This window comes from Methylobacterium sp. UNC378MF (assembly GCF_900103195.1).
Taxonomy (GTDB): Bacteria; Pseudomonadota; Alphaproteobacteria; order Rhizobiales; family Beijerinckiaceae; genus Methylobacterium.
The window spans coordinates 20,233-40,957 of the sequence record NZ_FMWU01000032.1; the positions used below are offsets into that span (position 1 = coordinate 20,233).

The window sequence follows — 20,725 nt, forward strand, 5'->3', positions numbered from 1 at the left end:
ATGACTGGGTTCGTGGTAAACACTCTGCGCGCAGCGCGCGCTCCGGTGCCCGCGTCCTTCGTCGAGTTCCTCGTGTTGCTGCAGCCTGTCCGCGGCGCGCGACGCGGATTCGTCGCCGCATGTGAGCCCTTTCGGCGGCCCGGACGAAGGACGAGGTGCGCGGGCCCGACGCCCCGGCCTGAGGATTTTGGTGCGCATGACCCTGGCGGGATCGTGCCGGGACCGCTACATGACGGAGGCGGGGCTGCAGAGTTCGTCAGGAGCACTATCCCCGGGGCCTTATCGACTCCCTCGGGAGCTGTCCCTGGCCTCGTCCCTGGACTTGGCCAACACGGCGCCCACCTACGCTGTAGGTTTCCCGGGATCGATCCTCCAACGGCTCACGTGGCTCCGCACCCGACTACCCCTTCCAAGACCGGCGCCGAGGCTCCGGACGTCGCCCGCAAGGCGAAACTGCGTCGCGCAGCTCTCGCTGCCCGCGACGCCCTCGATCCCGCGGTCCGGCGGTCGGCCTCGGCGGCGATCGGGCGCGCGCTCCTCGCGCTGCCCGAACTCGCGCAGGCCCGTCTGGTCGGAGCCTTCTGGCCGATCCGCAGCGAAGTCGATCCCCGGCCCGCTGTCGAGGGCCTGCGCGCCCGCTCTCAGGCCGTGGCCCTGCCGCACGTCACGCCGGACGGCCTCGTATTTCGCGAATGGCGCATGGGCGACGCGCTGGTCGCCGGCCGGTTCGGCCTCAGCGAGCCGGACCCGTCGCTGCCCCCGGTCGAGCCCGACGCGCTGATCGTGCCCCTTGCCGCCTTCGACCGGTCCGGGCAACGCATCGGATACGGCCGCGGCTACTACGACGGCGCGATCGCGCGCCTCTCCAAGAGCCGCGCGGTTCTCACCGTTGGCATCGGCTTCGCCGCCCAGGAGGTGGAGCGTGTGCCGGCCGAGCCGCATGACCGGCCCCTCCAGTTCGTGATCACCGAAGACGGCGTGATCCGCTGCGACAGGATCGCCTGACCCATGCGTCTGCTCTTCCTCGGCGACGTCGTCGGGCGCTCGGGCCGCACCGTGGTGTGCGAGCACCTGCCGCGCCTGCGCGAGCGCTGGCGCCTCGATTGCGTGGTGGTGAACGGCGAGAACGCGGCCGGCGGCTTCGGCATCTCGGAGACCATCTGCGACGAGCTGATCCAAGCCGGCGCCGATGCGGTGACGCTGGGCAACCACAGCTTCGACCAGCGCGAGGCGATGGTGTTCATCGCCCGCCAGCCGCGTCTGGTGCGGCCGGCGAACTATCCCCCCGGCACGCCGGGCCGCGGCGCGACGGTGGTCGAGACCCAGGGTGGTGCCCGCGTCCTCGTGGTCAACGTGATGGGTCGCGTCTTCCTCGACGCGATGGACGACCCCTTCGCGGCGGTGGAGCGCGAGCTCATCGCCTGCCCCCTCGGCGCGGCGGCCGACGCCGTGATCGTCGACGTCCACGCCGAGGCGACGAGCGAGAAGCAGGCCTTCGGCCACTACCTCGACGGCCGGGCGAGCCTCGTCGTCGGCACGCACACGCATACGCCCACCGCGGACCACCGGATCCTGCCCGGCGGCACGGCCTACATGTCGGATGCCGGCATGTGCGGCGATTACGACTCGGTGATCGGCATGCAGAAGGACGAGCCGATCCGCCGCATGATCCAGAAGACACCGGGCGCACGCTGGGAGGTCGCCGTCGGCGAGGGCACCTTGTGCGGCATCGCGGTGGAAACGGATGCGCGCGGCCTCGCCACGCGCGTCGCGGCGCTCCGCCTCGGGCCGAATCTAGAAGAGAGCGCGCCGCATTTCTGGGATGAGTGACCCGTTCGATCCGGCCGATGCCGGTTCGGCGTAGCATGGGCCGGAGCGTTTAAGCCTTTTGCGCACACCCCGTCCCGATGAGGGTGGGCATAGCTTCGCGGTTGCCTTCGCAAGACTTGATCGCGTGCGGACCTACCCCCACAGTGCCCCGGATGGGCGCCGATGGCCGGCTGCCGCGTAGTAAGATCAGGCTAGAGCGACCGATGGCCGCCCGAGAAACCGGCGACGACAAAAATGGGCCGCTGGCGAAACCCGGGATCTATCTCGGGCGCATGGTCATCTTCTTGATCCTGGTGGGCTTCCTCGCCTTCATCCTGTTCAAGCAGATCACCCCCGCCTTCCTGGCCAATCCCGGGCTCAACGGTCTGATCCTCGGGGTACTGCTGATCGCCGTCCTGATCGCCTTCGGGCAGGTCATCAGGCTCTTCCGCGAGTCCGCCTACGTCAATGCCGTTGCCAACGGCGCGCAGGTCAAGCAGCCGCCTGCCCTCCTGACCCCGATGGCGCCGATGATCGCCGCCCGGGTCGATGGGGCCATCCTGCCGGGTACCACCGGCTACCTGGACACGATCGCGGTGCGGCTGGACGAGGGCCGCGAGATCCTGCGCTACATCGCCGGGATCCTGATCCTGCTCGGCCTGCTCGGGACCTTCTGGGGGCTGATCGATACGTTGTCGGCGGTCGGGGGGGTGATCAAGGGCATGCGCGGCGGCGGCGATGCCGGCGTGATGTTCGACGAGCTGAAGTCCGGCCTCGCCGTGCCGCTGTCAGGCATCGGTCTGGCCTTCTCGGCCTCGCTGTTCGGCCTTGCCTCGTCACTGATTACGGGCTTCCTGGAGCTACAGGCCGGCCAGGCCCATGCGCGGTTCCACAACGAATTGCAGGACTGGCTGATGTCCGGCGCGACCGCCCCCGAGGCGACAACCGCCGCAGCGGCCGTGGCGGTGCGGCCGGCCGCCGGCACGCAGGAACTGAAGGAGGCGGTCGACCGTCTGACTGCCCTGGTGGCCGAGGGCGGCGGCAGCCGTGCGGCCACGCAGGCGATGACCAATCTCGCGGAGGGCATCCAGGGCCTCGTCCAGCACATGCGCGCCGAGCAGCAGATGATCCGCGACTGGGTGGAGGCGCAGGCGAGCCGTGAGCGCGAGCTGAAGCAGGTGCTCGACCGGCTGGGCCGGGAGCGCGTCTAATGGCTTCCACGGCGACACGGACCCGGCGCACGCTCAACGTCTGGCCCGGCTACGTCGACGCGCTGGCGACGCTGCTTCTCTCGGTGGTCTTCCTGCTCACGGTCTTCGTCGTCGGCCAGTTCTTCCTGTCGCAGGAGCTGACCGGCCGCGATGAGACCCTGGCCAAGCTCAACCGGCAGATCGCCGACCTCACCGATCTGCTCGCCCTGGAGCGGACGAACCGCCGCAATCAAGAGGAGGACGTGCGCAACCTCCGAACGACGCTGGCCGGCGTCGAGGCCGAGCGCGACCGGGCCAAGGTGCAGGCGGAGGCCGCGACCGTCAGCCAGGGTGCGGCGGGCACCCTCGACAAGCAGCTGGAGGCTGAGCGCGGCGCAACCAAGCGGGCGCAGTCCCAGATCGACCTTCTGAACGAGCAGATCAGCGCCATGCGCCGTCAGCTCGCCGCCCTGGAGGATGCGCTGGCGGCCTCCGAAAGCCGCGACAGGGAATCCCAGGCCCGGATCGCCGAGCTCGGCAGCCGGCTGAACGTCGCCCTGGCACAGAAGGTTCAGGAACTGGCCCGCTACCGGTCCGACTTCTTCGGCCGCCTGCGCCAGATCCTCGGCAACAGGCCGGACATCCGGGTGGTGGGCGACCGCTTCGTGCTGCAATCCGAGGTGCTGTTTCCGGGCGGTTCCGCGACCCTCAAGCCTGAGGCCGGACCTGAACTCGACCGCATCGCCGGGGCGATCTCGGATCTCGCCAAGCAGATCCCGGCGGATCTACCCTGGGTGCTGCGCGTCGACGGGCACACCGACGCGCGCCCGATCAGCACGTCGCAATTCCCCTCGAACTGGTCGCTCTCTGCGGCGCGCGCCATCGCGGTTGTGCAGTACCTCGCCGGCAAGGGTATCCCGCCGCAGCATCTCCTCGCGGGCGCGTTCGGCGAGTTCCAGCCTCTCGAGGCCGGTGCCAGCGAGGAAGCCTATGCCCGCAACCGCCGGATCGAGATGAAGCTCACCGAACGGTAGGGGCGGGTGACCGCCCCGGCGGCGGTGGTCCCGGCTGGTGGCGGAGAAAAGGCCGAAGCCTCCCGACCGTCAATCGATCTAAGTCTTGCTGAATTTTGATCTGGCTGCTTGCAGGGTCGTCGCATATTTCGACGGTATTCCTACCGCTACCGGAGTATTTCGTCGAAAATTCGTTTCAAAAATTTCGGATCTCAACGTGATTCTTGGCCGCCATGACGCTTTAACCTGTTGTTATCCTTGACGACGCAGGGTGCGGGCGATTCGGGGAGTCTGCCATCGATGTCGAATCTCAACGTGTCCGAGAGGCCGGCTGGGCCCGAGACCACGGATCGTTCCGAGGGCGCGGCTGCGGGGCTCCAGTCGGCCCTGCGCCATCGGGAACTCGGCGAGCACGCGGACGAGGCGCGTGCCATCGCGGCGGCCGTGCAGGTGTTCGAAGACGGTCTGATGCGGCTGGCGGCGGGCGCGACCGGTGCGCGTCCGCCTCAACTGGCAGCCGATGAGGCCACCGGTCTGCTGGCCGGCATTGCCGGGCAGACGAGCCTGATGGCGCTTCGGGCCGCGATCGAGGCGACCCGCGATGGCGGCGAAAGCCGGAGCTTCGCGGCCGCCGCCGCGGAGGTCAGAGATCTGGCCGGGCAAATGGCGCGGGCGACCGAGACAATCGTCGCACAGGTCGGGCTGATCCAGGCCGCTGCGGAGCGGGCGCAGGATGCGTCCGTCCGAGAGCACCGCAGAGCCGAACAGATCTCTGCCGCCTGATGCGGCGCCGTTCGTCCCGAGGGGCCTGAGCGGCCAGGCAGTCGCGCGGCTCGACCCGAAGGGCGCGTGGCCGCGCGCCGTGGGTTCCGCCGTCCCGGCCCGGGGCGACGCCGCAGCCCGGGCCTGTCCGAGCGAGGCTTGGCTATTCCGCGGCCGGCAGACGCTCACCCCGGCTGCGGGGTTCCTTGCCGCGCGCCGTCTCGTCCAGCGCATCGGTAAACTGCAGATTCGCGAGCTGAGCGTAGAGCGCGCCCTGCGCGAGCAGGCTCTCGTGGGTTCCGGTCTCGACGATGCGGCCGTCGTCGAGGACCAGGATGCGGTCCGCGGCGCGGATCGTGGCGAGGCGGTGGGCGATCACCAGGGTCGTGCGGCCGTGCATCAAGGTGGCGAGGGCCGCCTGGACGGCGCGCTCGGATTCGGCGTCCAGAGCTGAGGTTGCTTCGTCGAGGAGCAGGATCGGCGCGTCCTTGAGGATCGCCCGGGCGATGGCGATGCGCTGCCGCTGGCCGCCGGAGAGCGTCACGCCGCGCTCGCCCACCTGCGTCGCGTAGCCCTGCGGCAGGGCCGTGACGAAGCCGTGTGCGTTGGCGAGTTCGGCCGCGCGCCGCACCTCCGCCTCGCTGGCCTCCGGACGGCCGTAGCGGATGTTCTCCGTGACCGTGCCGGAGAATACCACCGGGTCCTGCGGGACCAGGGCGATGCGGGATCGCAGGCGCTCCGGGTCGACCTGGGCGACATCGGTTCCGTCGACCAAGATCCGGCCCCCCTGCGGATCATAGAAGCGCAGCAGCAGCTGGAACACCGTCGACTTGCCGGCTCCGGAGGGCCCCACGATGGCGATGCGTTCGCCGGGGGCGGCCGCGAAGCTCAGCCCGCCGAGGGCCGCATGTTCCGGACGCGTCGGGTAGGCGAAGCGCACGTCTTCGAAGGACACTGCTCCCCGCGGCGGCTCGGGCAGCGGCAGGGCCGGTGACGGCACGCGGATCGCGGGTTCCGTGGCGAGGATCTCGGTGAGCCGCTCGGCCGCGCCGGCCGACATCGCGAGGTCGCCGTAGACTTCGGAGAGCTGGCCGAGGGCGCCCGCGCCGAACACGGCGTAGAGCACGAATTGCGAGAGTTCGCCGCCGGTCATCGTGTGATTGAGGACGCCCTGGGCGCCGTACCACATCACGCCGACCACGGAGGCCGAGATCAGGAAGATCGCGACCCCGGTGAGGAGCGCCCGCGCCCGGATCGAGGCGCGTGCGGCCGCGTAGGCCTCTTCGGAAGCCGCCTCGTACCGGGCCGCCGTCGAGGCCGAGCGGCCGAAGGCCTGCATGGTCCGCACCGCCCCGATTGCCTCGGCGGCATACGCGGAGGCTTCGGCGAGCCGGTCCTGGGCCGCCCGGGAGCGCCGTCGCACGCCGCGGCCCGACACGATCAGCGGGAAGACGATGACGGGGATCGCGGCCAGCACCATCACGGACAGGCGCGGGCTGGTCACCACCATCATGGCGGTGGCGCCCACGAACAGGAACAGGTTGCGCAGCAGGATCGAGATCGAGACGCCGAAGGCCGATTTGATCTGCGTCGCGTCCGCGGTGAGCCGCGAGACGATCTCGCCGGATTGCGCCCGGTCGAAGAAGGCAGGGTCCAGCAGGGTCAGCCGTGCGAAGACGGCGCTGCGCAGGTCCGCGACCACCCGCTCGCCCAGAGTCACGACCGTGTAGACGCGCGCGGCGCTCGACAGCGCGAAGGCCGTGACGACGCCGAGCAGGCCCAGGAAATAGGCATCGATCACCCCCGAGCCGTCGGCGGTGAAGCCGTGGTCGATGACCCGGCGCATGGCGATCGGCACGACCAGCGTCGAGGCGGAGGCGCAAGCGAGGGCGATCAGGCCGGCGGCGATCCGCGCGCGGTAGCGCAGGGCGAAGGGAAGGAGCGGCCGGAGGGCGCTCAGCGGGGCTCTGGGCCGTCCGTCTGCGGCCGCCTTGGTCTTACGGGCCATCACGCCTCACGTGTTATCGTTCTCCCGGTCCGCGGCGCTTGTGACCGGGGAGCGGCTGCGGTATAGGCCGCCGCTCATCCGATTGCGTGTGTTCAATGGCCGCGGGCCGCCACCACGGTCGGCTTGGACGTGCCGTTGCCACGAACCCATGGTTCGGTGCAACCGGTGACATCTTCCGCATTCCGGGCCGGGCGGCGCCTCCTGCGCTTCCCGCCGGCGTGCCAGACAGGGACCAAGGTCATGGCGAAGGACGCGGCCGCGAAGGCCAAGGGGACCGAGCACCCCGATTACCACTTCATCAAGGTCGTGATGACGGATGGTACCGAGTACCAGACCCGTTCGACCTACGGGAAGGAGGGCGATACCCTCAATCTCGATATCGATCCGCTGACCCATCCGGCCTGGACCGGTGGCGAGCAGAAGATGCTCGACCGCGGCGGCCGGGTGTCGCGCTTCAACTCGCGGTTCGGCAATCTCGGCAAGCGCTGAGCGCAGCCGCTGCGGCGTCGAAGCTGTTCAAGACGGGCGGTTCCTCACGGGACCGCCCGTTTTTCGTGCGTCGCCTCGCGCGGTAGAGGCAGCGCCCGTTATCCACAGGACACGTTTGCAAAGATCGCGCGGACCGCGCGGCGAACCGCGCGTCCATGCAGGCGGACGGAAACGCTTCTTCTCGTTCGGGCGGCGCTCGCGGCCTCCCTGGCCGGGCCCAGCCGTTGCCGATTCATTCAAAGCGCGGCTGGGACGTCGTATCCTTCTCCGGTCACCCGCGGTTCGTCCGGAAGCCGCAGCGGGCGCGCGGGCGCCCCTGCCTGTCCGGGGGCCGGCGCTCTTCGGATGTACTGCCAGGATCGAGAGACGATGAGACGTTTGCTGCTGTTGGTTTTCGCCATGATCGCTCTGGCCGCCGCGCCGGCCGTGGCCGCGGACAAGATCAAGGTCGGCATCATGGGCGGGGATGCCGAAGTCCTCTGGGGGAAGGCCAAGGAGATCGCGGCCCGCGACGGGCTCGACATCAACCTGGTGGTGTTCTCCGACTACCTGCTGCCGAACGAGGCGCTCCACTCCGGCGACCTCGACGCCAACGCCTTCCAGCACAAGCCGTTTCTCGCCAACCAGATCAAGGCGCGCGGCTACAAGATCGTCCCCGTCGGCGAGACGATCGTGACGCCGATCGGCCTGTACTCCAAGCGGGTCAAGGCCGTCGGGGACCTGAAGGACGGCGCGCTGGTCGGGATCCCGAACGACCCGTCGAACGGTGGTCGGGCGCTTCTTCTGCTGCAGGCCGAGAAGCTGATCCGCCTGAAGGACGGGGTCGGCCTGCTGCCCACGGTGTTCGACGTCGTCGACAATCCCAAGCGGCTGAAGTTCCAGGAGGTCGACGCCGCGCAACTGCCCCGCAGCCTCGAGGATCTCGACGCCGCGGTGATCAACACCAACTACGCCGTCGATGCCGGCCTGACCCCGGGCAAGGATTCCATCGCCCTCGAGTCCAAGGTCGACAATCCCTACAACAACGTCATCGTCGTCCGCGAGGCGGACACGAAGGCGCCCTGGGTGCCGAAGCTGCTCCACGCGTTTCAGAATGACGCGATCCGCCAGATCCTGAAGGAGCAGTTCCCGGGCCAGTTTCCGGCGTTCTGATCGTCGGGGCCGGTCAGGCCGGCCCTGAGCGGCGGCGCCCCGGGGGGGCGCTCAACCCTCGCTCATCCGGAACGCCATCCGCAGCAGGCCCTGCTGCGCGGCGACCGGGCTCTCCACCGGCGTGGGGGTCGGTCGGTCCTCGGCGATCAGCGCGTCGAGGTGCAGGATGCGGCTGTGCAGCCGCCGCGCCCGGATGATCAACTGCTGGAGGCGCATCGGCAGCAGGTTGAAATCCTGCTGCTTCGGCGGCTCGGACGTTCCGAGCTTGACCCGGTGCTTTTCCTGGAGCGCCTCGGCCGGCGTCATCTCGCCTTCGGCGACCGCGCGCTGCACCAGAAGCCACGAGGCGATCTGCATCAAGAGCGTGGTCAGGCGCATGCTCTCGGCCGCGTAGCTCAGCGTCGCGTCCCGGGAGACGAGGCGCGACTCGTCTCGCCCTTCGCCGTCGAGATAGGCGGCCGTCTCCTCGACTAGGGTCATCCCGTCGCGGAACAGTGCCTTGAAGGCTTCCGAATTGACGTAGGACCTGCCGAAATCGACCCAGTCCTGATCGTCCCGGAACGTGACATCGAAGCCGTTCATCTGCCTCTCCTGTGCCGTCCGACGGCCCGGCTCGTTCCGATCCGGGACGCTCCGTCCTTGGCTTTCGGACGACACCGCAATCCTAGCGCCGATTGCCCCGAACATCAGGGTTCATGTTTTTTTAACCTTAACCCGCCGTCCGTGGCCTGGAGAAGAGCCCAGGATGGCGGCACGCGCGCTCAGAACGAGGCGCGGATACCGCCGAAGACGCTGCGGCCGCTGCCGGGATAGAAGGCGGCCAGGGCGCCCGGGCCGCCCGCCGTCGCGGCGGCGTTGGCCACCACGGCGATATCCGAGACGTAGCGGGCATTCGTGAGGTTGCGGGCATCCACGAACAGGGCGACGCCGTCGGCGAGGTCGAGGCCGGCCTCGACGCCGAGCAGGGCGTAGCCGGGCACCCGCAGGGTGTTGGCGTGATCGGCGAAGGCGCCCTGCGGCACCCAGTCAAGCGACGGCGCGACGTGGAAGCCGCTCGGGTGCCGGTAGCCCAGGACGGTGCGCAGCACGTCCGCCGGGATTCCGGCGATGCGGTTGTTGCCGAAGACCGGGTCGCCGACGAACCGGAAATCGTTGTGGGTCCAGATCTGGGTCACGCTGAGCCCGTCGCCCGGCCTCACGAGGTCGCGGGCGAGGTCCAGGGTGACGGCCGCCTCGACGCCCTGGTGGACCGAGCGCGGCGTATTGAAGGTCGCGGCCGGGATGTTGAGGCCGGGATTGGTCGCGAAGTTGATCAGCTCGTCGCGCAGGTCCGACCGGTAGAGCGTCACGTCGAAGGCGAGGCGGTCGACGCGCCCGCGGGCGCCGGCCTCGAAGGTCCAGGCGCGCTGCGCCCGGAGGGGCACGAAGGTGGTGCTCAGCAGGTTCTGCTGCACGAGGTCGGAGAAGTCCGGCACGTCCCGGGACCGGACGACGTCGCCGAAGATCTGGATGTCGGCCCGCGGCTGCCACAGCAGGCCGACCTTCGGGTTGATCCCCGCGTAGGTCACGTCGGCGAAGCGCGGGTTTGGGTCGCCCGGCAATCCGCCCTTGTCGCTGAAGGTCCGGTTCGACGAGAACGCCTTCGCGCCAGTCATCAGCGCAACGTCCGGCAGGAACCAGAATCGGTTCTCTCCGTAGGCCTCCAGGCTCGAGGCGCTCTGGAGGGCGTTGAGCGTCTGTGCCCCCCGCTGTCCGCGGACATTGACAAATTGCAGCGCGGAGTTCTGGCCCGCGAAGGCGCGCAGACCCAGCACCACGTCGTCGCGAAAACCGCCGAGATCGACCGTCCCGGCCCAGTGCGGGCTGATCCCGTAGGTCCAGCCATCCTGGTCGATCGCCTGGAAGATCGGGTGGTACAGGCTCTTGTGGATCGCCCAGGTGTCGACGTCGAGCTGGCCCACGTCGAGCAGGAACGAGGTACGGTTCGCGATCCGCTCCGTCTCGACCTTGCGGGACTGGTTGCCGGTGATCGCCGTGGGGTTGGCCAGCGTCGGGGTGAGGAGGCTCTGGCCGAGGGTCAGGGTGCCCGGCAGCTTCTGATCGGTGAGATAGGTGCCGAGATAGAAGCGGGTCTCGATGTCGGGGGCGATCCGGTAGCCGATATTGGCGTTGAAATTCTTCGTGGCCTGGGCCTCGTGGGCGCGGAACCCGTCGGAATTGGTCAGCGTCGCGTTGACCAGCACGTCGAGCGGCCCGTCGATGCGGGACATCTGCGCCTGCTCGCGGATCGTGCCGAAGCTGCCGCCGTCGACCCGCAGGATGTTGGGCGCCAGCGCCGTGTAGGCCGTGGGCGTGACGGCGTTGACCGCGCCGCCGAGCGTCGTCGCCCCGAAGGTGAGCGCATTGCCGCCCTTGTAGACCTCCACCGAGCGCAGGGCGAGCGGGTCGACCTGATAGAAGTCGCCGCTCCCGTCCGCGAGGTTGAGCGGGATCCCGTCCTGCAGCAGCTCGATGCCGCGCAGGTGGAAGGCGCGGGCGATGCCGGAGCCGCGGACCGACAGGCGCAGCTCCTGCCCGTAGCGCTCCTGCACGTAGACGCCGGGCACGTCCTTGAGCACGTCGCGGAGCGTGTTGGTGTAGCGGTCCTGGAGCGCCGCGGCGTCGACGAAGGCCACGGAGCCGACGGTTCCCGCCAGGGCGGCCCTCTGGCGGTCGACGCTCGGCACCGAGAGCGAGCCGCGGGTCTCGTCCGACGGAGCGTCCGCGGCGGCGGTGCCGACGACGCTGAGTTCGGACAGGGTGACCGAGGCGGCGGACGGCGTCTGGGGCTGTGCTGCGGCCGGCGTCGCGCAGGTGAACAGCAGGAGCGCGGCGCATCGGCCGGCCCGGAACTGGAGGGGCATGGGGCGGAATCCGTGTCTGGTGATCGGGAGGAAGTGGCGATCGGTCAGACGTCGGGTGGGGCGCGGGCTCCGAGCCCGGGACGCGGGGGTGCCCGCGGGAGGGCGACGCGCTGCGGACGCGGGCCGGCGGCTACGACAGGCCGGGCGACCGGGATGGCCGTGGCGGCCGACGGCGCGGGGAGGGCGGCCGGCCCGGCCGCCTGACAGGCGACGCAGCAATCCCCGCGGTGATGGGCCGGCAGGTGCTTGCCCGCCGGTGCCGGACCGGTCTGGCCATCATCGGCGAGGCAGAGGATATGGACCGACCCCGCGTCGGCGGACACCAGGCCGCCGAGGATGCCCTGCAGCGCCAGGGCGTAGAGGGCGAGCAGTGCGACGATCCGGGCGAGCGCGCACGCCGACCGCGCGGGGGCGACCCGAGGGTCCGCGCGGCCGCGACGGCCGGGCGCCGCGGCGGCCCGGCCTCGTGGATCTGCTCGCGTCACGGCGGTCGCCCGGCAGCCGAGGCTCCGTCCGGGCGGCTAGTGCTGGTGCTGGCCGCCCGGTGCGCCCGCGCCAATCGGCGCCACCGTGAAGGTCACCGGCACGGCGCCGGCCCGCTGGAAGGTGAGCGTCCCCGCGATGGCCTCGCCCGCCTTCGGCGCGCCGGTCAGGTCCTCGAACATCAGGTGATAGCCGCCGGGCTTCAGCTCCACGGTCTCGCCGGGCTTGATCGTGAGGCCGCCCGAGACCGGCGCCATCTTCATGACGCTGCCCTCCATCGACATGGAGTGGATGTCGCTGCTCTTGGCGAAGGGCACCGTCGCGCCCGTGAGCGTGTCTGGCACGCTCCCCGTGTTGGTGATGCGCACGTACCCGCCCGCGACCTTGGCGCCGTTCGGGGTGGCGCGCAGCCACGGCGTCTCGATCGTCAGGTCGCCGGCCTTCACGGTCGAGGCGGCGGGCGTCGCCGCGGCCGGCGCGCCGCCCGCCTGGGCGACCTGGACGATTCGGAAGGACGGCGCGGCTGCCTTCAGGTCGTGGGCGTCCTGACCGGCCTTGGGGATCTCCGACCAGGAATGGCTGCCCTCCGCGCAATCCTGCTGGACCGGGACGTAGACGGTCGCGCCGGGCTCGAACGTGCCGGCGACCTGCGCCAGGAAGGTGAACTCGTCGACCTGATCGTCCGGCAGGGAGCCGCCGCTCCAGGTGATCGCCGTCACGCCCTCCGAGGCCGTGCCGTGGTGGGTCGCGTAGGTCTTGGCGTAGGGCCCGCGCGTCGTCGCGAGGGTCCAGCCGGGCTTCGGCATCGGCTTGGCGCCGATCAGGCCCTCCGGGATGGTAACGCTCACGCGGGTCGTCGGCTTACCGTTGCAGCCGTGCATGATCTGGACGACGCCGCGATACGAGACGCCGGGGGCGGCCTGTTTGCGTTCCAGCACCGCGTGGGCCTGCGCCGCGGAAGCGAGCAGCCCGAGGCCGAGGGCGGCCGAGACAAGGGTCTTCATGGGAGTACATCCGTCCTGAGGGATCCGAAGGGTGGTGATCGCTCAGGCGGTTGGCGGCCCCCTCGGGGACGCGATGGTGCCGGGCGGCGCGCGGGCGCCGACGCTGTCGGTGAAGGGCCAGGCCGAATGACGGTTCGTGGCCACGGCCCATCGGACGCCGATGGCGGCCGGCCGCGGCGGAAGCGCCGGGCCGGTGGCCTGGGCCGCCGTGCAGCAATCGCCGTGGCCATGGGGGAGGGGCGCGCCCGGTACAGCGGACCCGTCGGAATGCTGCGCGCAGAGACCGTCGATCGTCGTCGGCAACGGCATCAGGCCGCCGAGAAAGGCCTGAAGCAGCAGGGCGTAGAGCGCCAGCACGGCGATCGCGGCCCGCAGGGCCGGCCCGACACGTCGATCCGAATGGGGCTCGCCCGAATCCATGCTGCTCCCGCGCGCCGTCCGAACCGGACCGCTATGGCATCTCTGCCACACCTGGCCGACTTAGGCTGTTGCCAGGGTGCCGCACCGAAACGCAGCGTGCGCTGGCGCACGGCGATGCCACATTCCGGCCCCTTCGATAGGGAGTCTTAACGCCATCCCGACACCGTGGCGCCCGAGACAATCCGCTCCCGTCACGCCCTGACGAACCCCGGACCAGAGCCAGGACCGATGCGCAACAAGGCACAAAACCGGTTCACCGCAGTCCTCAGCGTTGCCGCTCTCGGCGCGCTCGGCCTCGGCGGCGCCCAAGCCCGCGATCAAGGCAACTATGCTCAGGCCGAATGGGCGCAGGACTACGCCTCGCCCGCCGGCATGCAGGTGCAGCGCGAGACGGTGCCGATCCTCTCGCCCCAGACCGTGGCGTCCACCGACCAGATGGTGGAGCGCTACAAGGACATCGTCGCTCGCGGGGGCTGGCGGCAGGTTTCCGGCGCCGACCATCTGCGGATCGGCTCGCGCGGCCCGGCCGTAGCGGCCATCCGCCAGCGCTTGATCGTCACCGGCGACCTCGATCCGGCCGCCGGCAGCTCAGGCGTCTACGATTCCTACGTCGCCGCGGGCGTGAAGCGGTTCCAGGCCCGGCACGGCCTCAGCCAGACCGGCGCGATGACCCCCGCCACCCAGCAGGCCATGAACGTGCCGGCCGAGGTGCGCCTGCGCCAGCTCGAGATCAACGTCGTGCGCCTGCGCTCCTACTCGGGCGACCTGGGCCGGCGCTTCGTGATCACCAACATCCCGGCCGCGCTCGTCGAGACGGTCGAGAACGGCCAGGTCGTCACGCTCCACGCCGCGGGCGTGGGCAAGATCGACCGCCAGTCGCCGATCATGAACACCAAGGCGACGCAGATCAATTTCAACCCGACCTGGACGGTCCCGGCTTCCATCGTGAAGAAGGACCTGATCCCGAAGATGCAGAAGGATCCGAACTACCTCACGGACAACAAGATCCGGATCCTGTCGAACGGCTCCGAGGTCTCGCCGAAGTCGGTGAACTGGTTCTCGGACGAGGGCACCCGCTACACCTACCGGCAGGATTCGGGCGCCGACTTCAACTCGATGGGCATCGTCCGGATCAATATTCCGAACCCCTACGGCGTGTTCATGCACGACACGAACACCAAGGGCGTGTTCGGCGACGATTTCCGCTTCATCTCGTCGGGCTGCGTGCGCGTGCAGAACGTGCGCGAGTACATCACATGGCTGCTGAAGGATACGCCCGGCTGGGGCCGCCAGCAGGTCGAGGAGGCGATCGAGAGCGGCAAGCGCATCGACGCCAACATCGCCCAGCCGGTGCCGGTCTACTGGACCTACATCACCGCTTGGTCGACCCCGGACGGTATCGTCCAGTTCCGTGACGACATCTACAAGCGTGACGGCGTGAACGTCCCCTCGACCATCGGCGCGCCGACCCCGGTCGCCAGCGCCGAGCCGATGCCGCAGACCTTCGAGCCCGGCGACGAGGAATAGTCGATCCCGGGCGCCGGCCGCTTCCGGCGGCGCCCGCCCGTCGAACCCGATCCGAGGCCCGCACCTCCGCCGAGGCGCGGGCCTCGCGCGTTCGGGGCCGTGCCTGTCATCGGGAGGTCAAACGCGTCTGCTTGGCCGCGGAGGCTGCGTCCCGGAGCCGGTTGCCGGCCCCCGCGGGACGACGCGCCGCGAAGCCGTGCAGGAGCCGTCCATGTCGCGCGACACCCAACCCGGAGGCCTGACCCGCCGGAGCACCATGGCGGGCGCCGCCGCCCTCGGCCTCGTCGCGGGCCGGGCCGGCGCCCAGGAGGCCGCGGAGGCCACCGGGATCGTCACCGCGCGCGACGCGGCCGGCGCGGAGCCGGTCCCGCTGCCGGGCGTGCTGGTGTCCAACGGCCGCGAGATCGCGCGGACCGACGAGCGCGGCCGCTACCGCCTGCCGATGCCGGGCGACGGCGCGGTCTTCGTCATCAAGCCGCCGGGCTACGCCCTGCCGCGCGACGCCGACAACGTGCCGCGCCATTCCTACATCCACCAGCCCGGGGGCACGCCCGCCGAGCTGGGCCTGCGCTATCGCGGGCTCGCGCCCACCGGCCCGCTCCCGGCCTCGATCGACTTCACCCTGACCTGCGCGGACGAGCCGGACGACTTCGACGTCGTGCTGTTCACCGATCCCCAGCCCGAGAGCCGGTTCGAACTGGACCATGTGCGGGACACCGCGGTCGCCCGCGCCATGGCGATCCCGGCGGCGTTCGGCCTGACCACCGGCGACGTGCTGTTCGACGATCTCTCGCTCTACGGTCGCTCCAACCGGATCGTCGGGCGGATCGGCCTGCCCTGGTACAGCCTGCCGGGCAACCACGACCTCAACATGCAGGCGCCGGACGCGCGCTACAGCCGCGAGACCTGGAAGCGGGTGTTCGGCGCGCCGACCTACGCGTTCCGGCACGGCCGGGCGTGGTTCGTGATGCTCGACAACGTCGCGTGGCTCGGGCCGCCGGTGCCGGTGGGCGCCAACACCTACCGGGGCCGGATCGGCGACCGCAGCCTGGGCTTCCTGCGCAACCTCCTGGCCGAAATCCCCCGGGATGACCTGATCGTGCTGGCCATGCACATCCCGCTGCACACCGACACGGCGCCGGACGATCCCCGCACCACCACGACCGACCGCGCCGCGCTCCTCGAGCTGCTTGCCGGCCGCAAGGTCTTGAGCCTCGCCGGCCACACCCACACGACCGAGCACCATTACCTCGCCGAGGGCCACCACCATCACGTGCTCACCGCCGTCTCGGGCTCGTGGTGGAGCGGGCCCGACACCCGCACCGGCATCCCCTCGGCCGACAGCCGCGACGGAACGCCGAACGGGTTCCACGTGCTCTCGATCCGCGGCACCGCCTACACCTCGCGCTACGTTGCCGCGCAGGGCCAGCCGGACGAGACCATGCGGATCCTCTTCGAGAGCGAGTTGCGGGCCGGCGCGCCCGAGGTGGTGCGCTGGACCCAGCCCGTACAGGGTCTCCGGCCACCGGTGCCGCAAGACGCGCTCGCCGATACGACCCTGGTTGTGAACGTATTCGATGGCGGCCCGCGCACGCAGCTCGCGCTCCGGATCGGCGACGCGCCGCCGCGATCCATGGAGCGCACCCGCCGCCTCGACCCGTTCGTCACCGAACTCTACGAGCGCTACCCGGAGACCAAGAAGAGCTGGGTGAAGGCGGTGCCCTCGACCCATATCTGGACCGCGCGGCTTCCGGACGACCTGGCACCCGGGGCCCACCGGGTCACCGTGGAGGGCGCGGACGAGTACGGCCGCCCGATCCGCGGCTGCACGGTACTGGAAGTCACCGGCGAGCGCGGCCGCGGCTGAGCCCGGGCGCCGCGCGCTCGGCGGCGCCCGGGCGGGTCACGCCGCCAGCTGGCGGGTGCCGTGGCCACCCTCCTGGATCTCCTCGATGACCTTCGCACAGAAGGCGTCGAGGTCGCCCGGATTGCGGCTCGTGACGATGCCGTGATCGGTCACGACTTCCTTGTCGTGCCAGCGGCCTCCGGCATTGATCACGTCGGTCCGGATCGAGCTGAACGAGGTCAGGTCGCGGCCCTTGGCCGCGCCGGTCTCGATGAGCAGCCAAGGGGCGTGGCAGATCGCGGCCACGACCTTGCCGGACGTGAGGAAGCTTTTGATCAGGGCCAAAGCCTTGGGCTCCAGCCGGAGCTTGTCCGGATTGATCTGGCCGCCCGGGAGGACAAGCGCGTCGAAGGCCGAGGGGTCGACCTGCTCGAGGTCGGTGTCGACCGCGACCGCCTTGCCCCAGTCGGTCTTGTCCCAGCCGCGGATCGTGCCCTTGCTCTGGCGCGACTGCGGGGCGGCGACGGTCACGGTCGCGCCGGCTTCGGACAGCTTGGCCTGCGGAACGGTCAGCTCGATCTCCTCGAAACCGTCTGTCGCGAGGATCAGGATCTTGGCTTGGCGAATGTCGGGCATGGTGTACCTCCGGTCGGGGATCTGCCCGGCTAACGGAGGGTCGCCCGTCGCGTTCCTGCGGCCCTCGGCCGCCTGGCCGCGTCCGCGATTGGACCTCGGGACAGAGATCGGAACCGCCGCGAAGGCGACCCGTTGGTCACCATCCCAACCACCAGGAGTCGCGTCATGGCCAATCCAGGCCTTCCCGATCCCACGCCCGGCGATCTGCCGCCGCCCCCGCCGACGCCCGAAGAGGAGCCCGACATCGGCCCGACCGGCCCGCGCACGCCCTATCCGGTGAACGATCCGGGGATCGGTGAGCCCGGCGGTCCGGGCTCGGAGCCCGACATCTTCCCCGGGGCACCGACGGATCCCGGCACACGCATGTGATCCGCTGTCAGTGACCGCCGTGCGACGTGCGCACGTCGCGCGGGGCATTGAGGATCTCGGAGAGGCTCGTCACCACGTGGCGGGCCTCTTCGTCCGTCAGCCGGAGCTGGAACGGCGGCAGCGCACCGGCCTGCAGGGCAACAACGGCCTGGCCCTCGTCGTCGGTCCCGATCTCGATGGCCGACGACGTCACGTCGAGCATGGCGACTTCCTCGTCGCCCATCTCGTCGGCCATGTCGGGCTCGTCGGTGTCGTCGATCGCTGTGAGGAGTTGCCCGACGGCGCGCACCAGTGCCCGGGCGGCGCGGGCATCCATCACCACCGCCGTCGCCTGATCGTCCTTCTGGAAGGACAGCTGGATGTTCGCACCGTCCAGCGAGACCGAGATGCCTGCCATGTATCGTCCAGAGCCACGCGCCTTAACTGCTTGAGCGCATTCCGTATATGCATCGTGAATGCCCGGAATCACAGGGGGCGGCGCGTGTCGGCCACCTCCCGATCCGCCCCTGCGACGCAGATGGTACGCCGCTCATGCCTTGTTGCGGCCGCAGCCATCGCCTAAATACGTCCTCGGGGGGCTCTTCCACCGAGGCTGACGCTGTTCAAGGTTCAGCGACTCGCGCCCCGCCGCACTGGCCAAATCCAGAAAGACCGTGGTGCATCACGCGGCCCTCGCGCCGCGCAGGTGACCTATGGACGAACGAGGTACGCTACGTGAATACCGGTACTGTGAAGTGGTTCAACGAGACCAAGGGCTATGGCTTCATCCAGCCCGATGATGGCGGCAAGGACGTGTTCGTCCATATCTCGGCTGTGGAGCGTGCCGGGATGCGCAACCTGATCGAAGGTCAGCGGGTCACTTACGAGATCCTCACGGACAAGCGGAGCGGCAAGGACGCCGCCGGCAACCTCCAGGCGGCCTAACCGCCGCGCAGATCTCAGGGCTCACCTCGCCAACTCCCGCGGCTCCGTTGTGGGCAACGGGAGTCGCGGGTGACGCTCGAAGCGGCCGCCAGAAGCGGTTCCCCCTTCCGACGCTGCCATCCCGGGCAAGACCGCCCGGGGCAGGTCGCGTCGGAGGCAATATCCCAGAAACGACCCCGGGCGAAGCCAACGTCCGGTCCAGAAAAGAAAAGACATAGATGTTGTTCGAATACACACGGCGCCGCGGCGTCCGTTCCCCCGTCACCGATGCACCGACCTTCCGGGTGGGCAAGCTGGCGCGGGCCAAGACCGCGGATCAGACCGGGATCGATATCAGCGATCTGATCGACCGGTCCTACAACTACCATTCCTCGCGGGAGCTGCACTGGCACTTGGCCGAGCGCCTCGGGCTCGCGCCCGGCGCGATGAAGCTCCGTGAAGCCGCGGCGGCCTGAAAGGGCCGTCGAGCATCACTTGGATACCTGTCCTCAGCGGCCCCAGGCCGCCAGGACGGGGTTCTGCAAGGCGAGTGGCGCGGCGAGCAATTCGCCGTGGACCGGATCGGCGCGATTGTAGGGCGTCGCTGCACCATCGAAGTCGCAGACGATCCCACCCGCCTCGCGCAGGACGAGATCGGCGGCGGCGAGGTCCCAGTCGCGGGCATTGCCCGAAATCATGCCGACATCGACCGTTCCGTCCGCCACACGGGCGAGGCGGAGGGCGAGCGAGGGAATCCGCGCGATCACCTCGAAATCAGAGGCCGTCTCGGCGCCTCGGGTCAGACGGTCGAGCATTGGCTTCGGGCCGGTAATGCGCGCACCTGACAGGTTCTGCCGAGCGTGGACGCGGATCGGTTCGCCGTTCCGCGTCGCGCCACGCCCGCGCACGGCCTCGTAATCCGCGTGGCCCACAGGGGCATGCACGAAGCCGATGAGCGGTTCGCCGCCCGAGAGGAGCGCTACTGCGATCGACCAATCCGGATGGCCCGACAGGAAAGCCCGCGTCCCGTCGATCGGATCCACGATCCAGACGAGGTCGTGGCCGAGACGCGCAGGGTCGTCCGCGGTTTCCTCCGACAGCCATGCCGCGCGCGGCACGAGGGCGCTCAGGCGCACTTTCAGAAACGCGTCGACCGCGACATCCGCCTCCGTTACCGGCGAACCGCCGGCCTTGGACCAGATGCGGGCCGAGGTCTGTCCGCCGAGCCTGAAGAACGGCCGCGCGATCTCGGCTGCCTCGCGCATCACGGCGCGAAGCTCCGGCATCAGGGCAGATACGGCATCGTCGCTGAGGGGCTCGGGCATCGCGCTCCGCGTGTAATCCGTGAGGCCCGCGAGGGCCTCCCTGAGCCGTCCGCCCGCTGGCTCGGACGTCCGGGCCCGCCTGGGCACACCCGCTTGGGCTGAGAACACCTGGCGCGGAGGATCGCGCGCCCGGTCGTCCCGTTGTACGGCGCCTCCTGCAGCGCCACAAGGATGCCGGGTGATCGATCGATAACGACCGATCTGCGCAAGGAAATGTTGAGCATTCAAGGAAGCATTGAGCATTCCGCAAATGACAGCGCTGTCCAGATTCGCTTAACGACGGCTCTTAAGCCGTGCGGAGGAGTTCGGGTGCGATTTTGCTTGGCATAACGGAGGGCCCGGCAGGGTCAGCCACTTGCTCCAGGGACTCGGACAGATGAACACTTCCCCGGTCACGGACAAAAACCCTGCAGGATACGCAATGCACGGTGCCGACACCGCGCCCCGTTTCGTCGCATCGTCGCTTCCGGTGATCGGGCGCGTCTCCGGCGCCCGCCGGGCGGCCGGCATCGCGCTGGCCTACGCCGCCGAGGATGCGGAGATCACCGGGTCAGACCTGTTCACCTTGATGCTGGTCGATGCCGAGGGTGAGGTGCTCCAGCGCCTTGGCAGCTTCGAGGAGGACGACGTCGTCGCCGTGTGGCGCGACATCGCCGTACGGGCCGGACTGGTGCGGATGATCGTCCGCGAGGACGGCCTTCTCGTCCCGGTCTCGCAACAGATCGGCCGCCTCATCCTCGGTCAGGTCCGCATCCGCCGCCGCCATGCCGGCCTCGGCCGCCGCCGCCCCCGCTTCCTCACCCGCCGGAAGACCGGTCGGCTGCCGGCCCGTCCTCAGATCTTCCGCGGCGAGAACGAGATCATTGCCCGCACCTGAGGGCGTCGG

At 69.8% G+C, this 20,725-nt stretch carries 22 protein-coding genes and 1 other RNA gene; 14 read left to right on the forward strand and 9 right to left on the reverse strand.

From position 1 onward, the window contains the following. Positions 1 to 238: 238 nt before the first annotated feature. The 6 genes from ssrS to BLT59_RS32205 all read left to right on the forward strand — a co-directional run bounded on the left by ssrS (position 239) and on the right by BLT59_RS32205 (position 4,795). A non-coding RNA gene (gene ssrS / locus BLT59_RS25695) (6S RNA) lies at positions 239 to 395 on the forward strand. After that, positions 385 to 1,005: a 5-formyltetrahydrofolate cyclo-ligase gene (locus BLT59_RS25700; RefSeq protein ID WP_091787601.1), complete on the forward strand. Its 621-nt coding sequence runs from the start codon at positions 385 to 387 to the stop codon at positions 1,003 to 1,005. The genes ssrS and BLT59_RS25700 overlap by 11 nt, the downstream gene beginning before the upstream one ends. Before the next feature lie 3 nt (positions 1,006 to 1,008). Next, positions 1,009 to 1,830, forward strand: coding sequence for a TIGR00282 family metallophosphoesterase (locus BLT59_RS25705; protein ID WP_091787604.1), 822 nt, complete (start codon positions 1,009 to 1,011; stop codon positions 1,828 to 1,830). Between the two features lie 203 nt (positions 1,831 to 2,033). Beyond that, a complete protein-coding gene (locus tag BLT59_RS25710; protein ID WP_091787607.1) occupies positions 2,034 to 3,020 on the forward strand; it encodes a MotA/TolQ/ExbB proton channel family protein in 987 nt (328 codons plus the stop codon). Next, positions 3,020 to 4,033, forward strand: a complete 1,014-nt coding sequence (locus BLT59_RS25715) for a peptidoglycan -binding protein (protein ID WP_091787610.1) — start codon at positions 3,020 to 3,022, stop codon at positions 4,031 to 4,033. The genes BLT59_RS25710 and BLT59_RS25715 overlap by 1 nt, the downstream gene beginning before the upstream one ends. 279 nt (positions 4,034 to 4,312) lie before the next feature. Further along, on the forward strand, positions 4,313 to 4,795 hold the full coding sequence (locus BLT59_RS32205; protein WP_091787612.1) for a methyl-accepting chemotaxis protein: 483 nt from the start codon (positions 4,313 to 4,315) through the stop codon (positions 4,793 to 4,795). Between the two features lie 142 nt (positions 4,796 to 4,937). Here the strand turns inward: BLT59_RS32205 and BLT59_RS25725 are convergent, their stop codons facing one another. Next, entirely contained in the window at positions 4,938 to 6,782 is a 1,845-nt protein-coding gene (locus BLT59_RS25725) for an ABC transporter transmembrane domain-containing protein (RefSeq protein ID WP_091787615.1), read from the reverse strand. A gap of 240 nt (positions 6,783 to 7,022) precedes the next feature. Here BLT59_RS25725 and rpmE point away from each other — a divergent pair, with 240 nt between their 5' ends. Together rpmE and BLT59_RS25735 are read left to right on the forward strand one after the other, a co-directional pair. Then, positions 7,023 to 7,271, forward strand: coding sequence for a 50S ribosomal protein L31 (gene rpmE, locus BLT59_RS25730; RefSeq protein WP_012322259.1), 249 nt, complete (start codon positions 7,023 to 7,025; stop codon positions 7,269 to 7,271). Between the two features lie 369 nt (positions 7,272 to 7,640). Continuing rightward, positions 7,641 to 8,423: a MetQ/NlpA family ABC transporter substrate-binding protein gene (locus BLT59_RS25735; RefSeq protein WP_091787618.1), complete on the forward strand. Its 783-nt coding sequence runs from the start codon at positions 7,641 to 7,643 to the stop codon at positions 8,421 to 8,423. Between the two features lie 51 nt (positions 8,424 to 8,474). On the opposite strand, the gene BLT59_RS25740 is transcribed toward BLT59_RS25735, so the two are convergent. The 5 genes from BLT59_RS25740 to BLT59_RS25760 all read right to left on the reverse strand — a co-directional run bounded on the left by BLT59_RS25740 (position 8,475) and on the right by BLT59_RS25760 (position 13,233). Next, on the reverse strand, positions 8,475 to 9,005 hold the full coding sequence (locus BLT59_RS25740; protein ID WP_091787621.1) for a protease adaptor protein RcdA: 531 nt from the start codon (positions 9,003 to 9,005) through the stop codon (positions 8,475 to 8,477). Positions 9,006 to 9,184: 179 nt separating this feature from the next. Further along, positions 9,185 to 11,326 (reverse strand): TonB-dependent receptor family protein, encoded by a 2,142-nt coding sequence (locus tag BLT59_RS25745; protein WP_091787624.1) that lies wholly within the window; start codon positions 11,324 to 11,326, stop codon positions 9,185 to 9,187. 44 nt (positions 11,327 to 11,370) lie between these two features. Further along, positions 11,371 to 11,811, reverse strand: coding sequence for a hypothetical protein (locus BLT59_RS25750; protein WP_244514144.1), 441 nt, complete (start codon positions 11,809 to 11,811; stop codon positions 11,371 to 11,373). Positions 11,812 to 11,847: 36 nt separating this feature from the next. Beyond that, a complete protein-coding gene (locus BLT59_RS25755) occupies positions 11,848 to 12,813 on the reverse strand; it encodes a DUF1775 domain-containing protein (RefSeq protein WP_091787627.1) in 966 nt (321 codons plus the stop codon). Between the two features lie 42 nt (positions 12,814 to 12,855). Next, complete coding sequence (locus BLT59_RS25760) at positions 12,856 to 13,233, reverse strand: hypothetical protein (RefSeq protein ID WP_091787630.1); 378 nt, start codon at positions 13,231 to 13,233, stop codon at positions 12,856 to 12,858. Positions 13,234 to 13,461: 228 nt separating this feature from the next. Between BLT59_RS25760 and BLT59_RS25765 the strand changes: the two genes are divergently transcribed. Both BLT59_RS25765 and BLT59_RS25770 read left to right on the forward strand, forming a co-directional pair. Then, complete coding sequence (locus BLT59_RS25765) at positions 13,462 to 14,760, forward strand: L,D-transpeptidase family protein (RefSeq protein ID WP_091787633.1); 1,299 nt, start codon at positions 13,462 to 13,464, stop codon at positions 14,758 to 14,760. Positions 14,761 to 14,971: 211 nt separating this feature from the next. Beyond that, entirely contained in the window at positions 14,972 to 16,627 is a 1,656-nt protein-coding gene (locus tag BLT59_RS25770; protein ID WP_091787636.1) for a calcineurin-like phosphoesterase C-terminal domain-containing protein, read from the forward strand. A 36-nt stretch (positions 16,628 to 16,663) separates the two neighbouring features. Here BLT59_RS25770 and BLT59_RS25775 read toward each other — a convergent pair whose 3' ends face one another. After that, complete coding sequence (locus tag BLT59_RS25775) at positions 16,664 to 17,242, reverse strand: type 1 glutamine amidotransferase domain-containing protein (RefSeq protein WP_091787639.1); 579 nt, start codon at positions 17,240 to 17,242, stop codon at positions 16,664 to 16,666. Positions 17,243 to 17,407: 165 nt separating this feature from the next. On the opposite strand from BLT59_RS25775, the gene BLT59_RS25780 reads away from it, so the two are divergent. Beyond that, on the forward strand, positions 17,408 to 17,611 hold the full coding sequence (locus BLT59_RS25780; RefSeq protein WP_091787642.1) for a hypothetical protein: 204 nt from the start codon (positions 17,408 to 17,410) through the stop codon (positions 17,609 to 17,611). A 7-nt stretch (positions 17,612 to 17,618) separates the two neighbouring features. On the opposite strand, the gene BLT59_RS25785 is transcribed toward BLT59_RS25780, so the two are convergent. Next, the gene (locus tag BLT59_RS25785; RefSeq protein ID WP_012322268.1) at positions 17,619 to 18,008 is read right to left on the reverse strand and encodes a hypothetical protein; all 390 of its coding nucleotides are present in this window, start codon (positions 18,006 to 18,008) and stop codon (positions 17,619 to 17,621) included. Between the two features lie 317 nt (positions 18,009 to 18,325). Here BLT59_RS25785 and BLT59_RS25790 point away from each other — a divergent pair, with 317 nt between their 5' ends. Both BLT59_RS25790 and BLT59_RS25795 read left to right on the forward strand, forming a co-directional pair. After that, positions 18,326 to 18,535: a cold-shock protein gene (locus tag BLT59_RS25790; RefSeq protein ID WP_091712733.1), complete on the forward strand. Its 210-nt coding sequence runs from the start codon at positions 18,326 to 18,328 to the stop codon at positions 18,533 to 18,535. A gap of 218 nt (positions 18,536 to 18,753) precedes the next feature. Then, positions 18,754 to 18,990, forward strand: a complete 237-nt coding sequence (locus tag BLT59_RS25795; protein WP_091787645.1) for an AsnC family transcriptional regulator — start codon at positions 18,754 to 18,756, stop codon at positions 18,988 to 18,990. Positions 18,991 to 19,023: 33 nt separating this feature from the next. Here the strand turns inward: BLT59_RS25795 and BLT59_RS25800 are convergent, their stop codons facing one another. Then, positions 19,024 to 19,839: an inositol monophosphatase family protein gene (locus BLT59_RS25800; RefSeq protein ID WP_091787648.1), complete on the reverse strand. Its 816-nt coding sequence runs from the start codon at positions 19,837 to 19,839 to the stop codon at positions 19,024 to 19,026. A gap of 421 nt (positions 19,840 to 20,260) precedes the next feature. Here BLT59_RS25800 and BLT59_RS25805 point away from each other — a divergent pair, with 421 nt between their 5' ends. After that, on the forward strand, positions 20,261 to 20,716 hold the full coding sequence (locus BLT59_RS25805; RefSeq protein ID WP_091787650.1) for a DUF6101 family protein: 456 nt from the start codon (positions 20,261 to 20,263) through the stop codon (positions 20,714 to 20,716). Positions 20,717 to 20,725: the final 9 nt, after the last annotated feature.

Coding starts and splice junctions, on each gene's coding strand:
- BLT59_RS25705 (WP_091787604.1), top strand. CDS start 1,009: ATGCGTCTGCTCTTCCTCGGCGACGTCGTCGGGCGCTCGGGCCGCACC.
- BLT59_RS25710 (WP_091787607.1), top strand. CDS start 2,034: ATGGCCGCCCGAGAAACCGGCGACGACAAAAATGGGCCGCTGGCGAAA.
- BLT59_RS25715 (WP_091787610.1), top strand. CDS start 3,020: ATGGCTTCCACGGCGACACGGACCCGGCGCACGCTCAACGTCTGGCCC.
- BLT59_RS32205 (WP_091787612.1), top strand. CDS start 4,313: ATGTCGAATCTCAACGTGTCCGAGAGGCCGGCTGGGCCCGAGACCACG.
- BLT59_RS25725 (WP_091787615.1), bottom strand. CDS start 6,782: ATGGCCCGTAAGACCAAGGCGGCCGCAGACGGACGGCCCAGAGCCCCG.
- rpmE (WP_012322259.1), top strand. CDS start 7,023: ATGGCGAAGGACGCGGCCGCGAAGGCCAAGGGGACCGAGCACCCCGAT.
- BLT59_RS25735 (WP_091787618.1), top strand. CDS start 7,641: ATGAGACGTTTGCTGCTGTTGGTTTTCGCCATGATCGCTCTGGCCGCC.
- BLT59_RS25740 (WP_091787621.1), bottom strand. CDS start 9,005: ATGAACGGCTTCGATGTCACGTTCCGGGACGATCAGGACTGGGTCGAT.
- BLT59_RS25745 (WP_091787624.1), bottom strand. CDS start 11,326: ATGCCCCTCCAGTTCCGGGCCGGCCGATGCGCCGCGCTCCTGCTGTTC.
- BLT59_RS25755 (WP_091787627.1), bottom strand. CDS start 12,813: ATGAAGACCCTTGTCTCGGCCGCCCTCGGCCTCGGGCTGCTCGCTTCC.
- BLT59_RS25760 (WP_091787630.1), bottom strand. CDS start 13,233: ATGGATTCGGGCGAGCCCCATTCGGATCGACGTGTCGGGCCGGCCCTG.
- BLT59_RS25765 (WP_091787633.1), top strand. CDS start 13,462: ATGCGCAACAAGGCACAAAACCGGTTCACCGCAGTCCTCAGCGTTGCC.
- BLT59_RS25770 (WP_091787636.1), top strand. CDS start 14,972: ATGTCGCGCGACACCCAACCCGGAGGCCTGACCCGCCGGAGCACCATG.
- BLT59_RS25775 (WP_091787639.1), bottom strand. CDS start 17,242: ATGCCCGACATTCGCCAAGCCAAGATCCTGATCCTCGCGACAGACGGT.
- BLT59_RS25780 (WP_091787642.1), top strand. CDS start 17,408: ATGGCCAATCCAGGCCTTCCCGATCCCACGCCCGGCGATCTGCCGCCG.
- BLT59_RS25785 (WP_012322268.1), bottom strand. CDS start 18,008: ATGGCAGGCATCTCGGTCTCGCTGGACGGTGCGAACATCCAGCTGTCC.
- BLT59_RS25795 (WP_091787645.1), top strand. CDS start 18,754: ATGTTGTTCGAATACACACGGCGCCGCGGCGTCCGTTCCCCCGTCACC.
- BLT59_RS25800 (WP_091787648.1), bottom strand. CDS start 19,839: ATGCCCGAGCCCCTCAGCGACGATGCCGTATCTGCCCTGATGCCGGAG.
- BLT59_RS25805 (WP_091787650.1), top strand. CDS start 20,261: ATGCACGGTGCCGACACCGCGCCCCGTTTCGTCGCATCGTCGCTTCCG.